This window comes from Parerythrobacter aurantius, assembly GCF_045291475.1.
GTDB lineage: Bacteria > Pseudomonadota > Alphaproteobacteria > Sphingomonadales > Sphingomonadaceae > Parerythrobacter > Parerythrobacter aurantius.
Map to the genome: position 1 here is coordinate 633,590 of NZ_CP147985.1, position 18,996 is coordinate 652,585.

The 18,996-nt window shown below is 65.8% G+C and carries 20 protein-coding genes and 1 tRNA gene; 13 read left to right on the forward strand and 8 right to left on the reverse strand.

The genetic code is table 11. The features are described 5' to 3' along the window. Window positions 1-80 precede the first annotated feature (80 nt). Window positions 81-1,238: an N-acetyltransferase gene (locus WAB17_RS03175; RefSeq protein ID WP_435418586.1), complete on the forward strand. Its 1,158-nt coding sequence runs from the start codon at window positions 81-83 to the stop codon at window positions 1,236-1,238. 263 nt (window positions 1,239-1,501) lie between these two features. After that, the gene (locus WAB17_RS03180; RefSeq protein ID WP_435418587.1) at window positions 1,502-2,293 is read left to right on the forward strand and encodes a response regulator; all 792 of its coding nucleotides are present in this window, start codon (window positions 1,502-1,504) and stop codon (window positions 2,291-2,293) included. A gap of 44 nt (window positions 2,294-2,337) precedes the next feature. Here WAB17_RS03180 and WAB17_RS03185 read toward each other — a convergent pair whose 3' ends face one another. After that, window positions 2,338-3,906, reverse strand: coding sequence for a CHASE domain-containing protein (locus tag WAB17_RS03185; protein WP_435418588.1), 1,569 nt, complete (start codon window positions 3,904-3,906; stop codon window positions 2,338-2,340). A 231-nt stretch (window positions 3,907-4,137) separates the two neighbouring features. On the opposite strand from WAB17_RS03185, the gene WAB17_RS03190 reads away from it, so the two are divergent. Together WAB17_RS03190 and WAB17_RS03195 are read left to right on the forward strand one after the other, a co-directional pair. After that, window positions 4,138-4,350 carry a NepR family anti-sigma factor gene (locus WAB17_RS03190; protein ID WP_435418589.1) on the forward strand — a complete coding sequence of 71 codons (213 nt, stop codon included), beginning with the start codon at window positions 4,138-4,140 and terminating at the stop codon, window positions 4,348-4,350. Further along, window positions 4,347-4,958, forward strand: a complete 612-nt coding sequence (locus tag WAB17_RS03195; RefSeq protein WP_435418590.1) for a sigma-70 family RNA polymerase sigma factor — start codon at window positions 4,347-4,349, stop codon at window positions 4,956-4,958. The genes WAB17_RS03190 and WAB17_RS03195 overlap by 4 nt, the downstream gene beginning before the upstream one ends. 78 nt (window positions 4,959-5,036) lie before the next feature. On the opposite strand, the gene WAB17_RS03200 is transcribed toward WAB17_RS03195, so the two are convergent. Both WAB17_RS03200 and WAB17_RS03205 read right to left on the reverse strand, forming a co-directional pair. Then, on the reverse strand, window positions 5,037-5,654 hold the full coding sequence (locus WAB17_RS03200) for a superoxide dismutase (protein ID WP_435418591.1): 618 nt from the start codon (window positions 5,652-5,654) through the stop codon (window positions 5,037-5,039). A gap of 55 nt (window positions 5,655-5,709) precedes the next feature. Beyond that, window positions 5,710-6,990: a dicarboxylate/amino acid:cation symporter gene (locus WAB17_RS03205; RefSeq protein WP_435419321.1), complete on the reverse strand. Its 1,281-nt coding sequence runs from the start codon at window positions 6,988-6,990 to the stop codon at window positions 5,710-5,712. A 140-nt stretch (window positions 6,991-7,130) separates the two neighbouring features. Between WAB17_RS03205 and glmM the strand changes: the two genes are divergently transcribed. Genes glmM through thiD form a run of 3 tightly spaced genes read left to right on the forward strand, consistent with a single transcriptional unit; the run spans window position 7,131 to window position 9,447 of the window. Beyond that, window positions 7,131-8,468, forward strand: a complete 1,338-nt coding sequence (glmM, locus tag WAB17_RS03210; protein ID WP_435418592.1) for a phosphoglucosamine mutase — start codon at window positions 7,131-7,133, stop codon at window positions 8,466-8,468. Continuing rightward, window positions 8,468-8,692 carry a DUF1272 domain-containing protein gene (locus WAB17_RS03215; protein WP_435418593.1) on the forward strand — a complete coding sequence of 75 codons (225 nt, stop codon included), beginning with the start codon at window positions 8,468-8,470 and terminating at the stop codon, window positions 8,690-8,692. Before glmM ends, WAB17_RS03215 begins: the two co-directional genes overlap by 1 nt. Continuing rightward, window positions 8,689-9,447: a bifunctional hydroxymethylpyrimidine kinase/phosphomethylpyrimidine kinase gene (gene thiD / locus WAB17_RS03220; RefSeq protein ID WP_435418594.1), complete on the forward strand. Its 759-nt coding sequence runs from the start codon at window positions 8,689-8,691 to the stop codon at window positions 9,445-9,447. The genes WAB17_RS03215 and thiD overlap by 4 nt, the downstream gene beginning before the upstream one ends. On the opposite strand, the gene WAB17_RS03225 is transcribed toward thiD, so the two are convergent. From WAB17_RS03225 to WAB17_RS03240, 4 genes are all read right to left on the reverse strand, one after another. Next, window positions 9,444-10,328 (reverse strand): TIGR00730 family Rossman fold protein, encoded by an 885-nt coding sequence (locus tag WAB17_RS03225; RefSeq protein ID WP_435418595.1) that lies wholly within the window; start codon window positions 10,326-10,328, stop codon window positions 9,444-9,446. The genes thiD and WAB17_RS03225 overlap by 4 nt on opposite strands. A 62-nt stretch (window positions 10,329-10,390) precedes the next feature. Then, window positions 10,391-10,945, reverse strand: a complete 555-nt coding sequence (locus WAB17_RS03230) for a PepSY domain-containing protein (protein ID WP_435418596.1) — start codon at window positions 10,943-10,945, stop codon at window positions 10,391-10,393. 114 nt (window positions 10,946-11,059) lie between these two features. After that, window positions 11,060-11,133 (reverse strand) — tRNA-Gln (locus WAB17_RS03235). A 43-nt stretch (window positions 11,134-11,176) separates the two neighbouring features. After that, entirely contained in the window at window positions 11,177-12,247 is a 1,071-nt protein-coding gene (locus WAB17_RS03240; protein WP_435418597.1) for an acyltransferase family protein, read from the reverse strand. Window positions 12,248-12,393: 146 nt separating this feature from the next. Between WAB17_RS03240 and WAB17_RS03245 the strand changes: the two genes are divergently transcribed. Continuing rightward, a complete protein-coding gene (locus WAB17_RS03245) occupies window positions 12,394-13,623 on the forward strand; it encodes a Ppx/GppA phosphatase family protein (RefSeq protein ID WP_435418598.1) in 1,230 nt (409 codons plus the stop codon). Continuing rightward, window positions 13,620-14,282: an RlmE family RNA methyltransferase gene (locus WAB17_RS03250; protein WP_435418599.1), complete on the forward strand. Its 663-nt coding sequence runs from the start codon at window positions 13,620-13,622 to the stop codon at window positions 14,280-14,282. The genes WAB17_RS03245 and WAB17_RS03250 overlap by 4 nt, the downstream gene beginning before the upstream one ends. A 21-nt stretch (window positions 14,283-14,303) precedes the next feature. On the opposite strand, the gene WAB17_RS03255 is transcribed toward WAB17_RS03250, so the two are convergent. Continuing rightward, complete coding sequence (locus WAB17_RS03255; RefSeq protein WP_435418600.1) at window positions 14,304-14,954, reverse strand: c-type cytochrome; 651 nt, start codon at window positions 14,952-14,954, stop codon at window positions 14,304-14,306. Window positions 14,955-15,132: 178 nt separating this feature from the next. On the opposite strand from WAB17_RS03255, the gene WAB17_RS03260 reads away from it, so the two are divergent. The 4 genes from WAB17_RS03260 to WAB17_RS03275 all read left to right on the forward strand — a co-directional run bounded on the left by WAB17_RS03260 (window position 15,133) and on the right by WAB17_RS03275 (window position 18,996). Further along, complete coding sequence (locus WAB17_RS03260) at window positions 15,133-16,026, forward strand: prephenate dehydratase (protein ID WP_435418601.1); 894 nt, start codon at window positions 15,133-15,135, stop codon at window positions 16,024-16,026. Window positions 16,027-16,091: 65 nt separating this feature from the next. Further along, window positions 16,092-16,724 (forward strand): hypothetical protein, encoded by a 633-nt coding sequence (locus tag WAB17_RS03265; protein WP_435418602.1) that lies wholly within the window; start codon window positions 16,092-16,094, stop codon window positions 16,722-16,724. Next, entirely contained in the window at window positions 16,721-18,037 is a 1,317-nt protein-coding gene (locus tag WAB17_RS03270; RefSeq protein WP_435418603.1) for a DUF4350 domain-containing protein, read from the forward strand. Before WAB17_RS03265 ends, WAB17_RS03270 begins: the two co-directional genes overlap by 4 nt. Further along, window positions 18,034-18,996, forward strand: a complete 963-nt coding sequence (locus tag WAB17_RS03275) for an AAA family ATPase (RefSeq protein ID WP_435418604.1) — start codon at window positions 18,034-18,036, stop codon at window positions 18,994-18,996. The genes WAB17_RS03270 and WAB17_RS03275 overlap by 4 nt, the downstream gene beginning before the upstream one ends.

The following is an 18,996-nucleotide window of genomic DNA, read 5'->3' on the forward strand; positions in this document are numbered from 1 at the left end:
TAATCGACTGGCCAACTTGACTTCACGCCCGTAGCAGACACAGGAAGCCCCAGCATGAACGAGCCAACGGGGTGCCGAGCGTGAGCGACCGCCAGATAGTGATCGAGCCCGTGACCGACAAGGCGGGTCGCCAGGCCTTCGTCCGCCTCGGCCGGGAATTTGCCGCGCGCGAGCCGCATTCGGTGCCGCAGCTGTTCTCCGAGATGATGGAGTTGATCGACCCCGACAAGAACCCGTTCTTCGGGCATGCGACGGTCGCGCTGTTCATCGCCCGCCGCGGCGGAAGGGCGGTGGGCCGGATTTCCGCACACATCGACCATCTCGCTCTCGACATCCCGCGCCAACAGGGCCTCGGCCCGGGCACCGGCATGTTCGGCTATTTCGACGCCGAAGACGCCGAAGTCGCTGCGGCCTTGCTCGACAGGGCCGAGCAGTGGCACTGCGAGATGGGCATGACGCGCATCCTCGGCCCCATCTCGCTGTCGATCTGGGAGGAGCCCGGGCTTCTGGTAAAAGGCCAGGACCACTCCCCGATGATCATGATGGGCCATCACCCGGCGCATTATCGCGCCTGGATCGAGGCTGCCGGTTTCATAAAGGCAAAAGCCTTGCTGACCTACGATATCGACGTCCGGGCGGAGTTCCCGCCCCTGATCCAGCGGATCGTCCAGTCGGGGGAACGCAACGAGCGGATCCGTATCAGGCCGGTCGATCTTGCGCGTTTCGACGAGGAAATCGCGATCGTCCTGCGCATCCTCAACGATGCATGGTCGCAGAACTGGGGCTTCGTGCCCTTCACCCCTGAAGAGGTGGCCTATGCCGGCAAGAAACTGCGGCAGATCATCCACCCCGAGCTCAACCGCGTGGCCGAACTGGACGGCCAGCCCGTCGCCTTCATGCTGACCTTTCCCGACATCAACGATGTCCTTAAGCGAGTGAACGGGAAGCTATGGCCGTTCGGCTGGTTTCACCTGCTGCGCTGGCTGCGCAAGCCGATGGGCGCGGGGATGCGCGTGCCACTGATGGGCGTGACGAAGGACCTCCACAATTCCCGCCTGGCAAGCCAGCTTGCTTTCATGATGATCGAGGACATCCGTCGCTGCGCGGTCGCGGAGTTCGACTCGCGCCGGGGAGAACTGGGCTGGGTCCTCGACGACAACCAGGGCATGGTCGCCATCGCCGATGCCATCGGCAGCAAGGTCAACCGCGAATACTGGATTTTCGAAAAGGCCATCTAGCCGCTGCAAACGTTGAAGGCCCTCGCTCCGGGGTCGGGGCGAGGGCCTTACGGGATCGTATCACCACCGGTTGGACGGGAGGGGGGTCGCGGCGGTGATACTGCTAGAATGCTCCGCCTGAAGTCCGGTTCCCCCGGCACGAAAAAATTTTTCGTTTTTTTCAGACCGGCCTGCAAGCCGGTTTATCCGGCGAATTTTCACGAGGCAGGAACCGAGACGCGCGCGGCTCGTTTGCTGTGCAAATCCATCCGGGAAGGGTAATCATGTCAATTTCTGAAGCCGTCGCCACACACCTGCCGTTGCTGCGCCGTTACGCCCGCGCACTTACAGGCTCGCAGCAGACCGGTGACGCCTATGTTCGCGCCACGCTCGAAGCCGCAATCGCAGACGACGGGCTGCGCGCCGAGATCGGCAACGGCCGCGTGCCGCTCTACCGCGTGTTCACGTCGCTGTTTTCGAGTAGCTATTTCGAGGCCGAACCGGAAATGGCCGAAGGCTATGGTCACGAGGCCACCGCGAGCGAGCGGCTCCGGACGATCACCCCCCTCAGCCGGCAGGCCCTGCTGCTGACCACGCTGGAAGATTTCACGCTCGAGGAAGCCAGCAAAATCCTGAACATGGAGCCGGAATCGGTGGAGAGCCTTGTCCGTGAAGCCGTGGCCGAAATCGATCGCGAATCGGCAACGCGCGTGCTCATCATCGAAGACGAACCGCTGATCGCCATGCAGCTCGAGGACCTTGTCCGCGGGCTCGGACACGAGATTGCAGGGACCGCAGCGACCCGGACCCAGGCCGTCGATGCCGTGGCCGAAGTCAAGCCGGGCCTGGTGCTGGCGGATATCCAGCTTGCCGACGGTTCGTCCGGCCTCGATGCGGTCGACGACATCCTGCAGCAGTTCGAAGTGCCGGTGATCTTCATCACCGCCTATCCCGAGCGGTTGCTGACCGGCGATCGCCCGGAACCGACCTATCTCGTCACCAAGCCTTTCCAGGAAGCCAGCGTGCGCGCGGCGATCAGCCAGGCACTGTTCTTCAACTCGAGCCGCCCGTTCTGATCGGATAGGGCGTCCCGGCGCCGGGCTGCTACCGCCGCAAGGCGTCAGCGCCCGGCCCTGATGGCGAATTCGCTCGGCTTGCGCACAGGCACCATCAGCGTGCAGCGCACACCACTGCGTTCGAATTGCAGGTCTACCGGGTGGCGCAGCTCGTGGGCGACAATCTTCTCGACAAGCTCGGTGCCGAAGCCGCGATGGCGGGTTTCGGGAACGGGCGGCCCGCCCTGCTCGTGCCATTCGACCCGTACCTTGTCCTCGCCCTCGCGCGCCCATTTGACCGATACCCTGCCGCCAGCTGCGCTGAGCGCGCCGTATTTGGCCGCATTGGTCGCCAGTTCATGGATTGCGAGGCCGAATGAAAGCGCATCGTTGGGCGCCAGTTCGACATTGGGGCCGTCGAGTTCGAGCATCCGCTCGTCGCCCTTTGCATAGGGGGCCATTTCGGCTTCCACGACCTCTCTCAGGGGGGTCGCGCCCCATTCCGACTGTGTCAGCAGGTCATGGGTCGCCGACAGGGCCCTGATGCGTCCGTCCAGGCTTGCGGCGAAGCTATCCAGATCCTCGCTCCGGCGCTTGGTCAGGGCGATGATCGACAGGACGTTGGCAAGGGTGTTCTTGACCCTGTGGTTTAGCTCGCGCGTCAACGAGATGCGGATGGCATTCTGTTCCGAATAATATTCGATTGCGGCCATGTCCTCGTTTGCCTGCCGCGTCAGCAAGCGCGCCACCAGCATGGCGAGGCTGGCGACGGCAAGGCCGAAGACCAGCGTGAGGGTGGACACGGGCGACAGCGAATTTCCCTTGGCCGACTGTACCTCCACCGTCATGGGGCGCGAGCCGACCATGATGCGATACCGGCTCGTCATGCCCTCGCCGTTCTCTTCCTGGAAGCCAGCAAGCTTGTTTCCCTCGTCCGGAGTCCCATCGTAAAGGTTCACGCGGCGTGCACCCACCAGACCGTTGTAAAGCGCCCCTTCGAGAAACTCCTGTCCGTCGAAGGGACTGTAGACGAAACCGCGCAAGGCGCGTTCGCCGCCGGCCTGGCCGTAAACCGGCATGAAGATCAGGAAGCCCGGATTGGGGCCGTCCTCGCCGCTGACCAGGATGACCCTCTCGGTGGCAGTCGGTTCCTGGGTCCGCGCCGCCGTTTCCATGGCCGCCCTGCGGGAGGGTTCGGAATAGAGGTCGAAGCCGATGGCGCGCTGCACGCGTTCGGAATCCGGCAGGGCGAAGGCGACCGGAACCAGTGACGGCAGCTCCGGCGCGGCCGGCATACGGTAGACGTCCACATCGCGCCCCAGCTGCCTGCCGACGCGGTCCTCGAAAGCGGCAGCAGCATTGGGCGAAATGACCTCGGCCCAACCGATACCGCCCGAAACGCGGTACTTGTTGTCGAGCCGGAGTTCCTGCGAAAAGCGTTCGAACAGTTCGTAGGGGACCGCGTCGACCGTCGAAAACAGGGCGGCGCCAGCCCGCAGATATGCCGAGGATGTGCTCGCCCGGCGCTCCAGCGTGGCACCGATGGAACTGGCGATCTGGTCCGTCTGCACCTGCTCCCGCCGGTTTTCGCCCTGTTCGACGGCATAGACGCTGACAAGCGTGATGCTCGCCACGAGAGCAAAAATTGCCAGGGGAAGGGCGCGCGGAAAACTGACGAGCCAGCGCCCGGAACGCCCGAGATTCAGTGGCGGCAAAGATGACAAGGACGATCCCTCTCTCGGTCCCCGGGACAGACGACGCTTTAGACGGGAACCAAGCTTGGCCGCTTTCGTTCCGCAATCTGGTACCAAAATACAGCGTGCGCTCCCCATGTATGACGCTTCGCTGCATAAACGCACAGGATCATGACCATACAACCTCCAAAGCCAGATGGATCCGTCGCCGGGACGAAGGCCGCAAAGCCCGAATGGGCCAATGGCCTGCGCCAGCTGTACGATTCCGTCGTCGACGAACCTCTGCCCGACAGTTTCAAGGACCTGCTGTCGAAGCTTGATGTCCCTGCGCCGTCAGCCAGCGCTGCGAATGAGACTCCCAAGGGCGGAGACAACGCCCGATGAGTTCGGCACCGCGCTCCGTAGCGGAGCGGACAGATTTCAGGCGGGAGCTGGAAGCTGTCATCCCCCATCTTCGAGCCTTCGCCCGCGGCCTTTGCGGCCGTCCGGACATGGCCGACGATCTTGTCCAGGAAGCCCTTATGAAAGCATGGGCTGCGCAGGATCGCTTCGAACCCGGCACCAGCATGCGCGCCTGGACCTTCGTCATCCTGCGCAATGCCTACCTTACCGACATGCGCCGCAACCGTTTTCGCGGGGAGTATGACGAAGGGGTAGCCGAGCGGATCCTGACCGCCCCTGCCGGACAGGAAGAGCCGATCCATCTGAGCGACATGCACCGCGCGCTGCTGACGCTGCCGGCGGAAAGGCGCGAGGCCCTGCTGCTGGTCGGGGCGGGCGGCTTTTCGTACGAGGAAGCTGCCGAGATCTGCGGCTGCGCCATCGGTACGATCAAGAGCCGCGTTGGGCGCGCGCGAGCAGCGCTGTCCGAGATGCTCGAGGACGGCTCGGTGCCGCAACGCTCGACCCGCGACGAAATCGCGCATGACGCCATTCTCGACGAACTCGACGTCGTCGCCGCCGGGGAAGGCGTTTCGGAACCCACCCGATAGTCCCAGGCCTTTCCGGCAAAGAAAAGGCCCGCCCCGATCGTTCGGGGCGGGCCTTTGCCATTGCGCCGAGCTCCGGGCTCAGTTCGGATATTTCCAGGTCGTTCCGCGCGCGAGGTTCTCGGCCGCGAAGCCCCAGTTGAGCTTGCCGCCTTCTGTCACCGCCTTGAGATATGCGGGCCGCGCGTTCTGGTGGTCGAGGTAATAGGCGTGTTCCCACAGGTCGATGACCAGCAGCGGATTGATACCGTCCTTGTCGGCGAGCGTATCCCCGTCATGGGTTTCCTCGATGGTCAGCTTGCCATCCTTTTCCGCCAGCCAGACCCAGCCGCTGGCAAAGTGCCCGGCGCCGCGGTCCTGCAGCTGTTTCAGCAGTTCATCGATCGAACCGAACGCACTTTCGATCATGCTCTTCAGTTCGTCATTGGGCGTGCCGCCGTCTTCGGCCAGCGAGTGCCAGTAGAAGCCGTGGTTCCAGCTTTGGGCGGCGTTGTTGAACAGCCCCTGGTTGCTGCCGCGGGCGGCGGCAATGATATCTTCCATCGACTTGTCGGCGTGATCGGTGCCCTCGATCGCGGCGTTCATCTTGTCGATATAGGCCTTGTGATGCTTGCCGTGGTGGAACGACAGCGTCTTTGCCGACACGGCCGGTTCCAGCGCGGTATCGGCATAGGGCAGCGGGGTTACGTCGAAAGCCATGGGTGATCTCCCGTTTCTTGATGTGGATCGATAATGGGTCTGCTTGGCGAACGCTTCAACCGCCGCCCGGTTGCAGCCGCGACGAATTTTGCCGGTCGAGCGCAGCCGTCAGCCCAACGTTCATGGTGACATTGCCCAGCGTACGCATGATGTCGGGCAGCATTTCGACCGCCACCAGCAAGGCCAGCGGCTCGATCGGGATGCCCATCGCGAGCGCAATCGGCCCGATCGAAATGACGAAACTGATCGAACCGGGCAGGCTGACCGACCCGATGCTGATCACGAAGGCTACCGCGACGCCCGCTGCAAGCACCCAGAGGGTCGGCTCGACCCCAGCGAGATGCGCAACATAGAGCGCGACGGCCAGGTTCATGGCCGGGCTTGTCGCCCGGAAGATCGCAACCGCCAGCGGCAGGACGAAATCGGCCACTTCTTCCCGCACGCCGAGCCGCCGCGCACTGTCGAGCATGGCCGGCAGGCTCGCCAGCGAGCTTTGCGTCGAAATGGCGACGGCCTGTGCCGGCAACAGGGCGCGCAGGAATGCGCCAGGGGCAATCCGTCCACCGATCGTTCCGACGAGATAGGCCATCAGGAACACGATCGTCCCGACGGCCGTGACGACGACGATGTAGTGCGCAAGGGCGGCAAAAGCGCCCCCGCCGGCCTCTGCCGCAACCCCCACCGCAAGCGCGAAGACGCCGATCGGGGCAACCCACAGGACCCAGCCGATGATCGTCAGCATGACGTTCGCCAGCGCATGGAACACCGCCAACAGGGTTGCCTTCTGCGCGCCCGGCAGCCGCGCGACCGCGACCGCGAACAGGGCGAAGAAGATGGTGAGCGGCAGCGTCGCCGTCTCGGCGGCGGCAGCCACGATGTTGGGCGCCACGAGCGATTTGATGAAATCACCGATGGTCGGCACTTCTTGCCCGGTCATCTCGGGGGCCTGGAGCAATTGCGCTGCACCCGGCGGCGGCGGGAAAATATCCAGCAGCATGGGCGTGGCGATGGTCGCCGCCACACCGCTGAACACCAGCAGCGCGGCCACCGACAGGATCATCAGCAAAGCGGTCCGCCCGGCACTGGCGGCGGCAATCATCTTGGCGATCCCGACCACCAGCAGCGATGCGACCAGCGGGATGATGGTCATCTGCAGCGCGCGCAGCCAAAGCGTGCCGACCGGCCCCGTCACTTCCACCACGCTGTCGACGATATCGCTTCCCGCCAGCGCCCAGCCGACCGTCAGGCCCGCCAGCAGTCCGCCGAAAGTCCACCACACCGGCAGGCGAATGGTAACGAGGCCCGCGTCGCCCGGCTCGACCGGCCGCATCTCCATTTTTCCTTCGCTCAAGCTGTGGCCCCTTTTTGCGTTTGGCCCTTCCCATGACAGGCGCTGGCACTCTAAAGCGCGTGGCAAATCGCGGTTTCGACCGCAACACTTATCCGCAGGCGCGATGCCTGCCGAGGGGACGGGACTTGGGACGCAAATTTTTCGGCACCGACGGGATCCGCGGCGAAACCAACTCCGGCAACATGACCGCCGCCATGGCCATGAAGGTCGCGCAGGCGGCAGGCGCCCATTTCCGCCGCGGCGACCATCGCCACCGCGTTGTTATCGGCAAGGACACGCGATTGTCCGGCTACATGATGGAATCGGCCCTTGTCGCAGGGTTCACCAGCGTCGGCATGGACGTGATCCAGACAGGGCCCTTGCCGACCCCCGCCATCGCCATGCTGACGCGCGAAATGCGCGCGGACCTCGGGGTGATGATCTCCGCCAGCCACAACAAGTATCTCGACAACGGCATCAAGCTGTTCGGCCCGGACGGCTTCAAGCTCTCCGACGAAACCGAGCTGGCGATCGAAGCCCTGATCGAAGCCGAGCCGCGCCTTGCTGCGCCGAGCGAGATAGGGCGCGCCCGCCGGATCGACGATGCGCGCGGCCGCTACATCCATGCGCTCAAGCAATCGATTAGCACCGAAACCCGCTTCGACGGGCTCAAGGTGGTGATCGACTGCGCACATGGCGCGGCCTACCAGGTCGCCCCCTCGGCGATCTGGGAACTGGGGGCCGATGTCGTGACCCTGGGCGTCAGCCCCAACGGGACGAACATCAACGCCGGCGTCGGTTCGACCGCGCTCGATGCGATCAAGGCCAAGGTGGTCGACGAAGGGGCCGATGTCGGCATAGCGCTCGACGGAGACGCAGACAGGCTGATCGTCATCGACGAGAAGGGTAACGCGGTCGATGGCGACCAGATCATGGCGCTGATCGCCACTCGCATGGCGGAAAAGGGCGTCCTTCGCGGGGGCGGCGTCGTCGCCACGGTGATGAGCAACCTCGGCCTCGAACGCTACCTGACCGGCAAGGGGCTGACCCTGGAGCGGACCAGCGTCGGCGACCGTTACGTCCTTGAACGGATGAAGGAAGGCGGTTTCAACATCGGCGGGGAGCAATCCGGCCACATGATCCTGCTCGACCATGCCACCACCGGCGACGGGACCGTCGCGGCCCTGCGGGTGCTGGCTGCGTTGCGGCACTTCAAGAAACCGGCGAGCGAAGTGCTGCATGTGTTCGACCCGGTTCCGCAATTGCTCAAGAACGTGCGGTTCGCCGGCGGCAAGCCGCTGGACGATCAGAAGGTCAAGGCCGTCATTGCCGACGCCGAGGCTGAGCTGGCCGGCCGCGGGCGCGTGGTCATCCGTCCGTCGGGGACCGAGCCGGTCATTCGGGTCATGGCCGAGGGTGACGACGCGGCGCAGGTCGAGGCGGTGGTGGACCGGATTTGCGACGCAGTCCGGGCGGCCGGCTGATGCTGGAGATGCGCCCCGATTGCGAACGCTGCGGCGCCGAACTGCCGGCGGAAGATCCCGGCGCTTTCATCTGCAGCTTCGAATGCACGTTTTGCGCGGACTGCGCAGACGCGCTGGACGATCGCTGCCCCAATTGCGGCGGCGAGCTGATGGACCGGCCGACCCGCGCAAGGAAGCTTCACGACAGCTACCCGCCTGCAACCGATCGCAAGTTCAAGGGGTGAGCGCCCCGCCGCCCCGCGTTCTCGTCATCGCCGGGTCCGACAGTTCGGGCGGCGCGGGGATCCAGGCCGATATCAAGACCGTCACCATGCTCGGCGGCTATGCCATGACGGCGATCACCGCCGTCACCGCGCAGAACACCACGGGCGTCACCGGCGTGGAAGTCCTGTCGCCGTCCTTCGTTGCCGCGCAGATGGATGCCTGCATCGGCGACATCGGGGTCGATGCCGTCAAGATCGGCATGCTCGGCAATGCCGATATCGCCGAGGTCGTGGCCGACCGGCTGGAGGACCTGCCCTGCCCGTTCGTGTTCGACCCGGTGATGATCGCGACCAGCGGCGCGGTGCTGGCCGATGATTCGACCGTGTCCGTTTTCGAATGGCTGATGGAGCTGGCCACCCTCACCACGCCCAATGTTCCCGAACTCCTCGCGCTCGGCGGGCACGAGGCGATGGCTGCGCGCGGTGTGGCCTATTTCGCCAAGGGTGGCGATGCCGACGGCCCCATTCTGGAGGATCGCCTCGTGCGGCCTGGACACGACGACCTCGTCTGGAACGAGGCGCGCATCGTGACCCGTCACACCCACGGCACGGGATGCACGCTGGCGAGCGCCATCGCCACTTTCCTCGGACGAGGGCTGGCACTGGAAGAGGCCGTATCCCGGGCACGCCGATTCGTCCGCCAGGCGATCCTGGAGGCACCCGGGTTTGGTTCCGGCTCGGGCCCGCTGGGCCACCAGGCCGTGCGGACCGACTAGCCCCTGATCTCGTAGAAGCGCGCGATGTGGTCCCAGGCCTCGTCGGCTGTCTCGCACCAGGTGATCAGCTCCAAGTCCTTGCGCGAAATCGTGCCTTCCTCGGCGATGGCTTCGAAATCCACCACCCGGGTCCAGAAATCGCGGCCGAACAGCAGGATCGGCATCGGCTTCATCTTGCCGGTCTGGACCAGCGTCAGCAGCTCGAAGAACTCGTCGAAGGTGCCGAACCCGCCCGGGAACACCGCCACCGCCTTGGCGCGCAGCAGGAAATGCATCTTGCGCAGGGCGAAATAGTGGAAGTTGAGCGCGAGGTAGGGGGTTACGTAGCGGTTGGGCGCCTGTTCGTGCGGCAGGATGATGTTGAGGCCGATGCTCTCGGCACCGGCGTCGCTGGCGCCCTTGTTGGCCGCTTCCATGATCGACGGGCCGCCGCCGGAGCAGACCACGAATTGCCGCTGGCCGTTTTCGACGATCGACTTCTCGCTCACCAGCCGGGCGAGCTTGTAGGCTTCGTCGTAATACTTCGCCTTGGCGGCAAGGTTCTGCGCCACCTTCTGTTCGTAGGCATCGCCGTCCTTGGCGGCAGCGATCCGGGCCTCGGCTTCCTCGGGCGCCGGGATGCGGGCGGATCCGTACATCACCAGCGTGGAACCGACGCCGGCCTCCTCCAGTAGCATCTCGGGCTTCAGCAATTCGAGCTGGAAGCGCACCGGGCGCAGTTCCTCGCGCAGCAGGAAGTCGGTATCCTGGAAGGCGAGACGATAGGCCGGATGCCGGGTCTGCGGGGTATCGGTGGGGCTTCGTTCGGCGAGCCGCGCCTCTTCCTCTGCGTGATAGAAGCGGCGGTCGCTAAGCTGGTGTTCGTTGTTCGGTTCGGTCATTGGCTGAGCCACTAGGCGCAAGGCATGACGGGGGCAAGTCACCCCGCATCACACTGTGCCGGTCAGAGAACGAAAGCCAGCACCCCGAAGACGACCGTTCCCGCACCCAGGCCGATGCCGGTCGCGCGGCGATAGGCCGGGGCCATCCAGCCTACGATCAGCCCGCCCAGCACGACGAGGAACAGGACCACCGCGGCGAGGATCTGGTAATAGCGATAGAGCGCCGGGCCGTGGCCCTTGTGGAGTTCGATCAGGGCATATTGCAGGTCGGGCTGGTTGAGCGTCGCCGTCCAGGTTCCATCCGTACGTTCGAAGCTGACGAAATCGCGGCTGGTCGGACGCGTGGTGATCGAATTATCGCCCATCCGCAGGTAGTCGAAATCGACGTCCAACTGGTTGGCGGCGAGAATGCTGCGCACGTCCGCCTCGACAGTCGGGCTTTCGGGGTCGAGCGCGGTGCCCGCAGGCACGGCCAGCGGCGTTTCCTTCACCTCGCCCTTGTAGTCGAGCAGGTAGGCCGCGCCCGTGTAGGCGACGAGTATGAACAGGGGCGCCAGGAGGCCCGCCGCCCAGAGGTGGCACTTGACGAGGAAGTTGCGGGTCTTGGCTTTGCTCATGGGCGTTCCTGCGGTTCAGATACTATTGATAATCACTTGCAATAACGCCTTTGGCGCCGAGTGCAAGCGGAGTCAATCGACCGGAACGTCGCGCGGTGTATCGGCTGGCAGGAATGGATGCCCCGTGAGGATTCGAACCTCAATAGACGGAGTCAGAGTCCGTAGTCTTACCATTAGACGACGGGGCAAGAGCGGGCGCGGTTAGACGGCGAACCTGTGACGGTCAAGCCCTTATGCGGCGGGTTTCGCAGTGGCAGGGGCGGAGGCAGGCTGCTCCGTCCGGATCGGCTCCGGAAGGGATCGGCTTGCCGCGCGGAGCCTTCCCGCGACCCATGCGGTGCGCGTCCGCCCCAGCGCCCTGTCGACGACAAGCAGGACAGCAGGCAGCAGGACGACCGCACAGGCAAGTGCCGCCCAGGCCAGTGGCGAGGCATCGTCCGGTATCGCGGCAGCCCATTGGACCAGCGGCCAGTGAACGAGATAGATGATGTAGCTGAGGTCCGCGAAGACAGCGTCATCGCGTGGGCTCGGACGCCACACCGTGCCCAGGGCAACCGGGGCGAGGAACAGCGCGGCCACCCAGTTGAGCGCGGAAGTTGCAGGATCGTCGCCGGACGCGAAGAGCACCGCCTGGTGGCCCGAGGCGACCAGTCCTGCAAACAGCGCTGCGGTCGCACCGGCGCTGAGCCACTGGAGCCGGCTGCCCGGTCGCCATTGACGGGCCGAGGCCGCCATCCCGATGACGAACAGGACGAGGTAGGGTGCGACCGGCAGGAATGCGGAGGCAAGGGACGGATAGATCGCCAGCACAGTCGTCGCCGCCAGGGGCAGGACGATCCCCGTCCGCCGTATGGCTAGGCACAGCAGCGGGGCCAGCAGGTAGAACTGCATCTCGAGATCGAGTGTCCATGCAGGCGGCAGCAACAGGGGCGCCGGGGTCAGCCCGTACCCGAGAATGAAGACATGGCTGAGGAGCTGCATCGCCGTCATGCCGGAAAGCAGAGCTCGCGGGTCAACGCCGTCGATTACTGACTGCACCAAAACGGTGATCACCATTGCCCCCGCCATGACGGGTACGAGGCGCCACAGCCGGCTGAGATAGAAGGTCACGAGCTTGCCCCGCGCCAACCGGTATTTCGTCTCCCACATCCGGTGGATCCAGAAGCCGCTGAGGATGAAGAACAGATAGACGGCGGCCAGCCCCAGGTGCAGCCCAGAGGCGTGATCGACGACCACGAGAAGCGCGAGCAGGAGCCGGAACGCCCCCGGACTGATCGGCTGGAACATCGGTTGGGACCCCATGCCAACTCCTTGCCGCAGTTTGGTTAATTTTCATTGCGCAGCAGGCGCGAATCGCATGTCCTTGCCGGAAAGCCCGGTCGGCGCTATTTTGTCCCCAAGTCCTCGCGCCCGTCCGGCGCGAGAGGAAGAAAGAGATCGTGGAAACTATGGCGGATGTTTTTCCGCCGGACAGGAAAAAGGGGGCAGGCCGCAGAGGGAACAAAAGGTCCGGCAAGGTAGCCGATTTTCGCTACAAGAGTTCCCCGCCGCCCGACAGCAAGACGACCGACCGCCGCCAGGCGCACGAGTCCGTTCGCGACGGGCGCGTGCGCCCTTCCCATGCAGCTTCGATCCACGCGTCGCCCCAGGGCCCGGCGCGCAATCCCCGCCCGGCCCGGCCCGGCCCGCATCATCGCCAGGCCTATGCCGCACTCGACCTGGGGACGAACAATTGCCGCCTGCTCATCGCCCGCCCGACAGGTGAGAATTTCACGGTCATCGACGCGTTCAGCCGCGTGGTGAAGCTTGGCGAGGGTCTCGCCCACAGCGGCCGCCTCTCCGATGTGGCGATGGACCGGGCGCTCGGAGCGCTCAAGGTGTGTTCGGAAAAACTGCAGCGCCGCAATGTCTACCTGGCTCGTTCGGTCGCGACCGAGGCTTGCCGGAGGGCTGCGAATGGTGAGCAATTCATCGCGAGGGTTCGCGAGGAAACCGGCATCGTGCTGGATATCATCACCGCCCAGGAAGAGGCGCGACTGGCCGTCCTGGGCTGCCATATCCTGCTCGAACAGGGCGACGGCCGGGCCGTCATTTTCGATATCGGCGGGGGGTCCACGGAACTCGTGCTGATCGAGCCCGACGGCCGCGCGGTCCCGCGCATCCTCGACTGGCAAAGCGTCCCTTGGGGCGTCGTTTCGCTCAGCGACATGGTGCCCCGCACCGGCAGGGGCCCCGATGCTCGGCTGGCACGCTACGCCGAGATGCGCCGCGTCGTGGGCGACAGCTTCGCGCCGTTCGCCGAGCGGATCGCCGAAGCCGCCCGGGCGCCCGACATTCGCCTCCTTGGAACCAGCGGGACGGTGACCACCCTTGCCAGCCTGCATCTTGAACTGCCGCAATACGACCGCCGCGCCGTCGACGGGCTGATCGTGCCGGCCGGGTCGATGCGAGAGATTTCCACGCGCCTTTCGGGCATGAGCGTGGAGGAACGCTGCACCCTGCCCTGCATCGGCAACGACCGCGCCGAACTCGTCGTGGCAGGCTGCGCCATCCTCGAGGCGATCCTCGACATCTGGCCGGCCGAAAAGCTTGGCGTTGCCGACCGGGGCATCCGTGAAGGCATCCTGCGCAGCCTGATGGCGGCCGATCACAACCCGGCCTACGAGCGGATCGCATGAGCAGGGGAAGCAAGGAGACGGGCAAGCGGGTCAAGACCGCGCGCGGGCGGACGGCATCGTCCAACCGCTGGCTCGAACGCCAGCTCAACGATCCTTACGTGAAACAGGCCAAGGCCGAGGGATACCGCAGCCGCGCGGCCTACAAGCTGATCGAACTCGACGAGAAATTCGGCCTGCTGAGGGGCGCGAACCGCGTGGTCGATCTCGGGATCGCCCCCGGGGGCTGGAGCCAGGTCGTCCGCAAGAAGCGGCCCAAGGCGGCCGTGGTGGGCATCGACCTGCTCGAGGTCGAACCGATCGAAGGCGTCACGATCTTCCAGATGGATTTCATGGCCGACGAGGCCCCCGCCGCCCTCGAGGGCGCATTGGAAGGCCGGCCCGATTTCGTGATGAGCGACATGGCCGCCAACACCGTCGGTCACAAGCAGACCGACCATCTGCGCACCATGGGGCTGGTCGAAACCGCAGCGCACTTCGCGATCGAGACGCTGGAAGAAGGCGGCACATTCCTGGCCAAGGTTTTGGCGGGCGGGACGGACGCCGACCTGCTGGCGTTGCTCAAGAAGCATTTCAGGACCGTCAAACACGCCAAACCCCCGGCGAGCCGCAAGGGCTCGTCGGAGTGGTATGTCGTCGCTCAGGGATTCAAGGGGCGCTAGCCGCGCCCCTTGACCGGGAGGTTATTCGACGACAGCTTCGACGGGTGTCTCGGCCGCAGGGGTTTCCGCTGCATCGCCTGCCGGAATTTCACCCGGAGTAGCAGCTTCACCCTCGGCGCCTGCGGCGGCATCGGCAACGAAGGTGGGAACCGGCAGGTTCGAACCCATCGAGTTCATGTAGAGGGTCACGGCGGCACGGTCTTCGATTTTCGAAAGGCCGGCGAAGCTCATCTTGGTGCCCTTGGCAAAGGCAGCCGGGCTCTTGAGCCATTCGTTCATCGTATCCCAGTCCCAATTGCCGCCCTTGCCGGAAAGCGCCGCGGAATAGGCGAACCCTGCGGCATGCTTGCCGATCGGCTGACCCATCACGCCCCACAGGTTGGGACCAATGCCGTTCGCACCGCCCTGCTCGATGGTGTGGCAGGCCGTGCACTTGGCGAAGACTTTCTCGCCCGCAGCCACGTCGACCATGGTCAGCGCTTCGGCCATCGACATTTCCGCCGCGCCGCCAGCTTCGGCCTCGCCCCCGGCGAGGAAGAACCCCGCCTTGCCTTCTTCCAGATGCTCGGGCTTGTCGGCGTGGAAATACTTGCCGCTCAGGATCGAGAGGCCGAGGGCCATGATGCCCGCGAACAGGATCCAGCCGAAGATGGTGTTGCGATTGTCGGTCATGCGATGAGAATCCACGCGCTTTGAGAGTTTGCGATTGGGCCGCGCTCTAGTCAGACGCGGGCCGTTCCGCAAGGGGCAAGCAGCCCTGCCGGTGGCGCTTCTGCTCCAGAAGGGGATGCAAAGGGCGACACGGGAATTGCTTGCCGCGCAACCAGACCCTCGCTACCCGCGCCCGACGATGGTCAGCTTTCCTGCCCCGGCACTCGCCATGGTCGAGCAGATGCGCTCCGAAGCGGCGCGCCATCCTGCACGGACCATCGCCCTGCAGGGTGCCCCCGGCGCCAATTCGCACCGGGCGGCGCGCGAGTACGCGCCCGACATGCTGCCGCTGCCCTGCTTCAGCTTCGAAGACGCAATCGAGGCCGTCCAGACCGGCACCGCAGCCTGCGCGATGATCCCGATCGAGAACAGCCAGAACGGGCGCGTCGCCGACATCCACTTCCTGCTGCCCGACAGCGGCCTCAAGATCGTCGACGAGCATTTCCTGCGCATCGAACACGCGCTGATGGGGCTGGGCACCGGTCCGTTCGAGGCTGTCTATTCGCATCCCCAGGCGCTCGGCCAGTCACGCCTGTTCCTGCGGACGCGCGGACTGGTGCCGCTCAGCTTCGCCGATACCGCGGGCGCCGCCGCCCATGTCGCGCAGATGGCCGACCCCTCGCTCGCCGCCATTGCCCCGGCTCTCGCCGCCGAACTTTACGGGCTCGACATCGTCGAGCGCAATGTCGAGGATGCCCACGACAACATGACGCGCTTCGTGGTGCTGGCGCGCGAAGGCCTCGATCCGGCGACCCTGGCGGGCCAGCCTGCGATGACGACCTTCGTCTTCACGGTGAAGAACATCCCCGCCGCGCTCTACAAGGCGATGGGGGGCTTTGCCACCAACGGGGTCAACATGACCAAGCTGGAAAGCTACCAGCAGGGGGCGAGCTTCTCGGCCAGCACCTTCTATGCCGACATCATCGGCGCCCCCGGGGATCCCGCCGTCGACCGGGCGCTGGAGGAGCTCGCCTTCCACAGCACGGAACTGCGCATGCTCGGCAGTTACCGCATGGCCCGCCCGCGGGGCTAAGCGACGAACGACAAAGGCCAATTCGCGCCTTGCGCCGCAGCAGCCGGCGTGCCACCAACTCGCTTGTGACGACGGGTCGGGTCAATCGGGAAGGGGCGGAAGAAGCCTGGCGCGCGGTGCGTGCCGATACGGATATCCAGTTCGAACCCCTGCCCGCTGCCCCGCCGCCCGAAACCCCGGCGTGGATGCAATGGTTGCAGGAGCTGCTGGAGACGGTTTTCGGACCGGTCGGGCAGTTCCTGGTCGAAAGCTGGCCGGTCTTGCGCTGGATCCTGCTGGCGATGGTGGCGGCGCTGCTGCTGTACCTGCTGTGGCAGTTGCTGGCCCCCTACCTGCAAAGAGCCACCGGAACGCAGGAAGAGGATGGCGGCTGGCAACCGGACCGTAGCGCGGCGCTGGCCTTGCTCGAAGACGCCGACCGGCTGGCCGAGGCTGGCGATTTCGGCGCGGCGGTGCACCTGCTGCTGCACCGCAGCGTCGGGCAGATCGCGCAATCGCGCCCCGACATGGTCGAGCCGAGCAGCACCGCCCGCGAACTGGCCGGCGCGTCCGCCCTGCCTGCCAAGGCCAGGACCGCGTTCGGGGTGATTGCCGAAGCGGTGGAACGAAACCTCTTCGCCCTCCAGCAACTCGACCGGAACGACTGGCAGCGTGCCCGCGGCGCCTATGCCGACTTCGCGCTGGAGCGACTGGCATGAGCGTGGCTGGCACCGTAGCATCGCCGGTCCCGGCGTTCGACAAGCGAAGGGTGCTGGCACTGGTCGCGGTGGGCACGCTCGCGTTTCTCGCGCTGCTCTATTCGATCGGCACGGGGCGCATGGGCGGCAACGAGAACAACGGCCAGGGCCATGCCGCGTCCAACGGCCTCAACGGTTTCTCGGCCCTCGTCCGACTGCTGGAGGCAGACGGACGCGAGGTGCGCATTTCCCGCAGCGAAGCGGCGGCGGACGATCCCGTGCTGCTGGTGCTGACGCCGCCACATTGGGTCGACGAGCAGGAACTCGGGGAACTGATCGCCCGCCGCGCCAACCATGGCCCCACGCTGGTGATTCTGCCGAAATGGTTCGCGAGCGCCGGCCAGGGCAAGGGCGCCCGCCCCGGCTGGGTCACATTGGGCGGCGCGGCGGAGCCGATGTTCGATTTTCTGGTCGACGGGCAAAAGGTCATCAGCGACCTCGGTAGCGGCAAAGTCGCCCAGCGTCGCCCCTGGACCACGCCGACGGGCGTCAGCGGCTTGCTGCCGCCCGGCAAGGCGGTCCTTTCGCTGGAGTCGACCGGTTCGATCGAGGCGACGCCGCTGGTCATGTCCGACCGCCTGGTCCTGGCGAGCCAGCTACGGCGCGGAAGCGATGCGAGCGACCTGCCGCAGGGGTTCGACGGCGATGGCGACGCCAGCCGCTTCGGCATGGCCGCAGAAGAAGCGTGGCGGGTGACGGTCGTGGCCGAACCCGACCTCGTCAACAACTGGGGGATCGCCGATGCGGATCGTGCGGCCGCCGCGCTCGACCTGTTCGGGGCCGCAGCCGGCGGTCGCAACCTGCCGATCGTGTTCGACCTCACCACCAACGGCCTCGGCCAGTCACGCAACCTGCTGTCGCTGGCGTTCGAACCGCCGTTCCTGGCGGCGACGCTGTGCCTGCTGGCGGCGCTGCTGCTGGTCGGCTGGCGCGCCTTCAACCGGTTCGGGCCGGTCCTCGCCGAAGCGCCGGTCCTGTCGTTCGGCAAGGCGCAACTGGTCGAGAACGGCGCCGGGGTGATCCAGCGCACCGGCCGCCTGCATCTCCTCACCCGCCCCTATGCCGGCCTGATCGAAAATCGCATCGCCCGCCGCCTCGGCCAGCGCACCGTGGCCGGCGCGGTGGACCGTCAACTGCTCGACGCATTGCTCGAGCGGCGGGGGCTGGACCCCGTGTCGCCGCGCCTCGCCGCGCTCGAAACGGCCCGGCGCACCGACGATATCCTCCGCGCTGCCCGCGCCCTCCATTCGCTCGAAAGGACCCTTGCCCGATGACCACTCCCCTTGCGACCCTGCGCCAGCTAGCGGACGGCGTGCGAGCCGAAGTCGCCAAGGCGATCGTCGGGCAGGATGCGCTGGTCGATCACCTGCTGATTGCGCTAATGAGCGAAGGCCACGTACTGCTGGAAGGTCCGCCCGGCACCGCCAAGACATTCCTCGCGCAGTGTTTCGCACGGGCGACGGGGCTGGACTTCGGGCGCATCCAGTTCACGCCCGACCTGCTGCCGGGCGACATCCTCGGTTCAAACCTGTTCAATTTCCAGACCAGCACCTTCACCCTGACGCGCGGGCCGATCTTCACCGAGCTGTTGCTGGGCGACGAGATCAACCGCACCCCGCCCAAGACGCAGGCGGCCTTGCTGGAAGCGATGCAGGAACGCCGCGTTACGCTCGACGGCGAAACCCATGCCCTGCCGGAACGCTTCATGGTGGTCGCGACCCAGAACCCGATCGAGAACCAGGGTGTCTATCCCCTGCCCGAAGCCCAGCTCGACCGCTTCCTGTTCAAGCTGCTGGTGCCCTATCCCGACGAGGGCGAGGAGGCGAAGATCGTCGCCCGCTTCTCGGTCGAGCAGGGACCGGTGAAGCCCGAGAAATTCGGCATCGCGCCGGTCGGCGATGCCGCCGCACTCGGTGCAGCGATCGGTGCGGTCAAGCAGGTGACGCTGGCGCAGGACAATATCGACTATGTCGTGCGACTGGTCCGGGCGACCCGAGAACACGCCGATCTGTCGACCGGGGCCAGCCCCCGCGCGGCGGTACTGCTGGCCAATGCCGCGCGGGCCCGGGCGGCGCTCGAGGGCCGCGACTACGTGGTCCCCGACGATATCAAGCTGCTCGCCACCGCCGTGCTGCGCCATCGCCTGACGCTGACCGCCGCAGCCGAGATCGAAGGGCGCTCGGTCGAGAGCATCGTCGATGAACTGGTGACCGGTACGGAGGCGCCGCGCTGA

Coding starts and splice junctions, on each gene's coding strand:
- WAB17_RS03205 (WP_435419321.1), bottom strand. CDS start 6,990: ATGGAGATGCGGCCGGTCGAGCCGGGCGACGCGGGCCTCGTTACCATT.
- WAB17_RS03225 (WP_435418595.1), bottom strand. CDS start 10,328: ATGACCGAACCGAACAACGAACACCAGCTTAGCGACCGCCGCTTCTAT.
- WAB17_RS03230 (WP_435418596.1), bottom strand. CDS start 10,945: ATGAGCAAAGCCAAGACCCGCAACTTCCTCGTCAAGTGCCACCTCTGG.
- WAB17_RS03200 (WP_435418591.1), bottom strand. CDS start 5,654: ATGGCTTTCGACGTAACCCCGCTGCCCTATGCCGATACCGCGCTGGAA.
- WAB17_RS03250 (WP_435418599.1), top strand. CDS start 13,620: ATGAGCAGGGGAAGCAAGGAGACGGGCAAGCGGGTCAAGACCGCGCGC.
- WAB17_RS03190 (WP_435418589.1), top strand. CDS start 4,138: ATGACCATACAACCTCCAAAGCCAGATGGATCCGTCGCCGGGACGAAG.
- WAB17_RS03180 (WP_435418587.1), top strand. CDS start 1,502: ATGTCAATTTCTGAAGCCGTCGCCACACACCTGCCGTTGCTGCGCCGT.
- WAB17_RS03245 (WP_435418598.1), top strand. CDS start 12,394: ATGGCGGATGTTTTTCCGCCGGACAGGAAAAAGGGGGCAGGCCGCAGA.
- WAB17_RS03270 (WP_435418603.1), top strand. CDS start 16,721: ATGAGCGTGGCTGGCACCGTAGCATCGCCGGTCCCGGCGTTCGACAAG.
- WAB17_RS03240 (WP_435418597.1), bottom strand. CDS start 12,247: ATGGGGTCCCAACCGATGTTCCAGCCGATCAGTCCGGGGGCGTTCCGG.
- WAB17_RS03215 (WP_435418593.1), top strand. CDS start 8,468: ATGCTGGAGATGCGCCCCGATTGCGAACGCTGCGGCGCCGAACTGCCG.
- WAB17_RS03255 (WP_435418600.1), bottom strand. CDS start 14,954: ATGACCGACAATCGCAACACCATCTTCGGCTGGATCCTGTTCGCGGGC.
- WAB17_RS03195 (WP_435418590.1), top strand. CDS start 4,347: ATGAGTTCGGCACCGCGCTCCGTAGCGGAGCGGACAGATTTCAGGCGG.
- WAB17_RS03260 (WP_435418601.1), top strand. CDS start 15,133: ATGGTCAGCTTTCCTGCCCCGGCACTCGCCATGGTCGAGCAGATGCGC.
- WAB17_RS03275 (WP_435418604.1), top strand. CDS start 18,034: ATGACCACTCCCCTTGCGACCCTGCGCCAGCTAGCGGACGGCGTGCGA.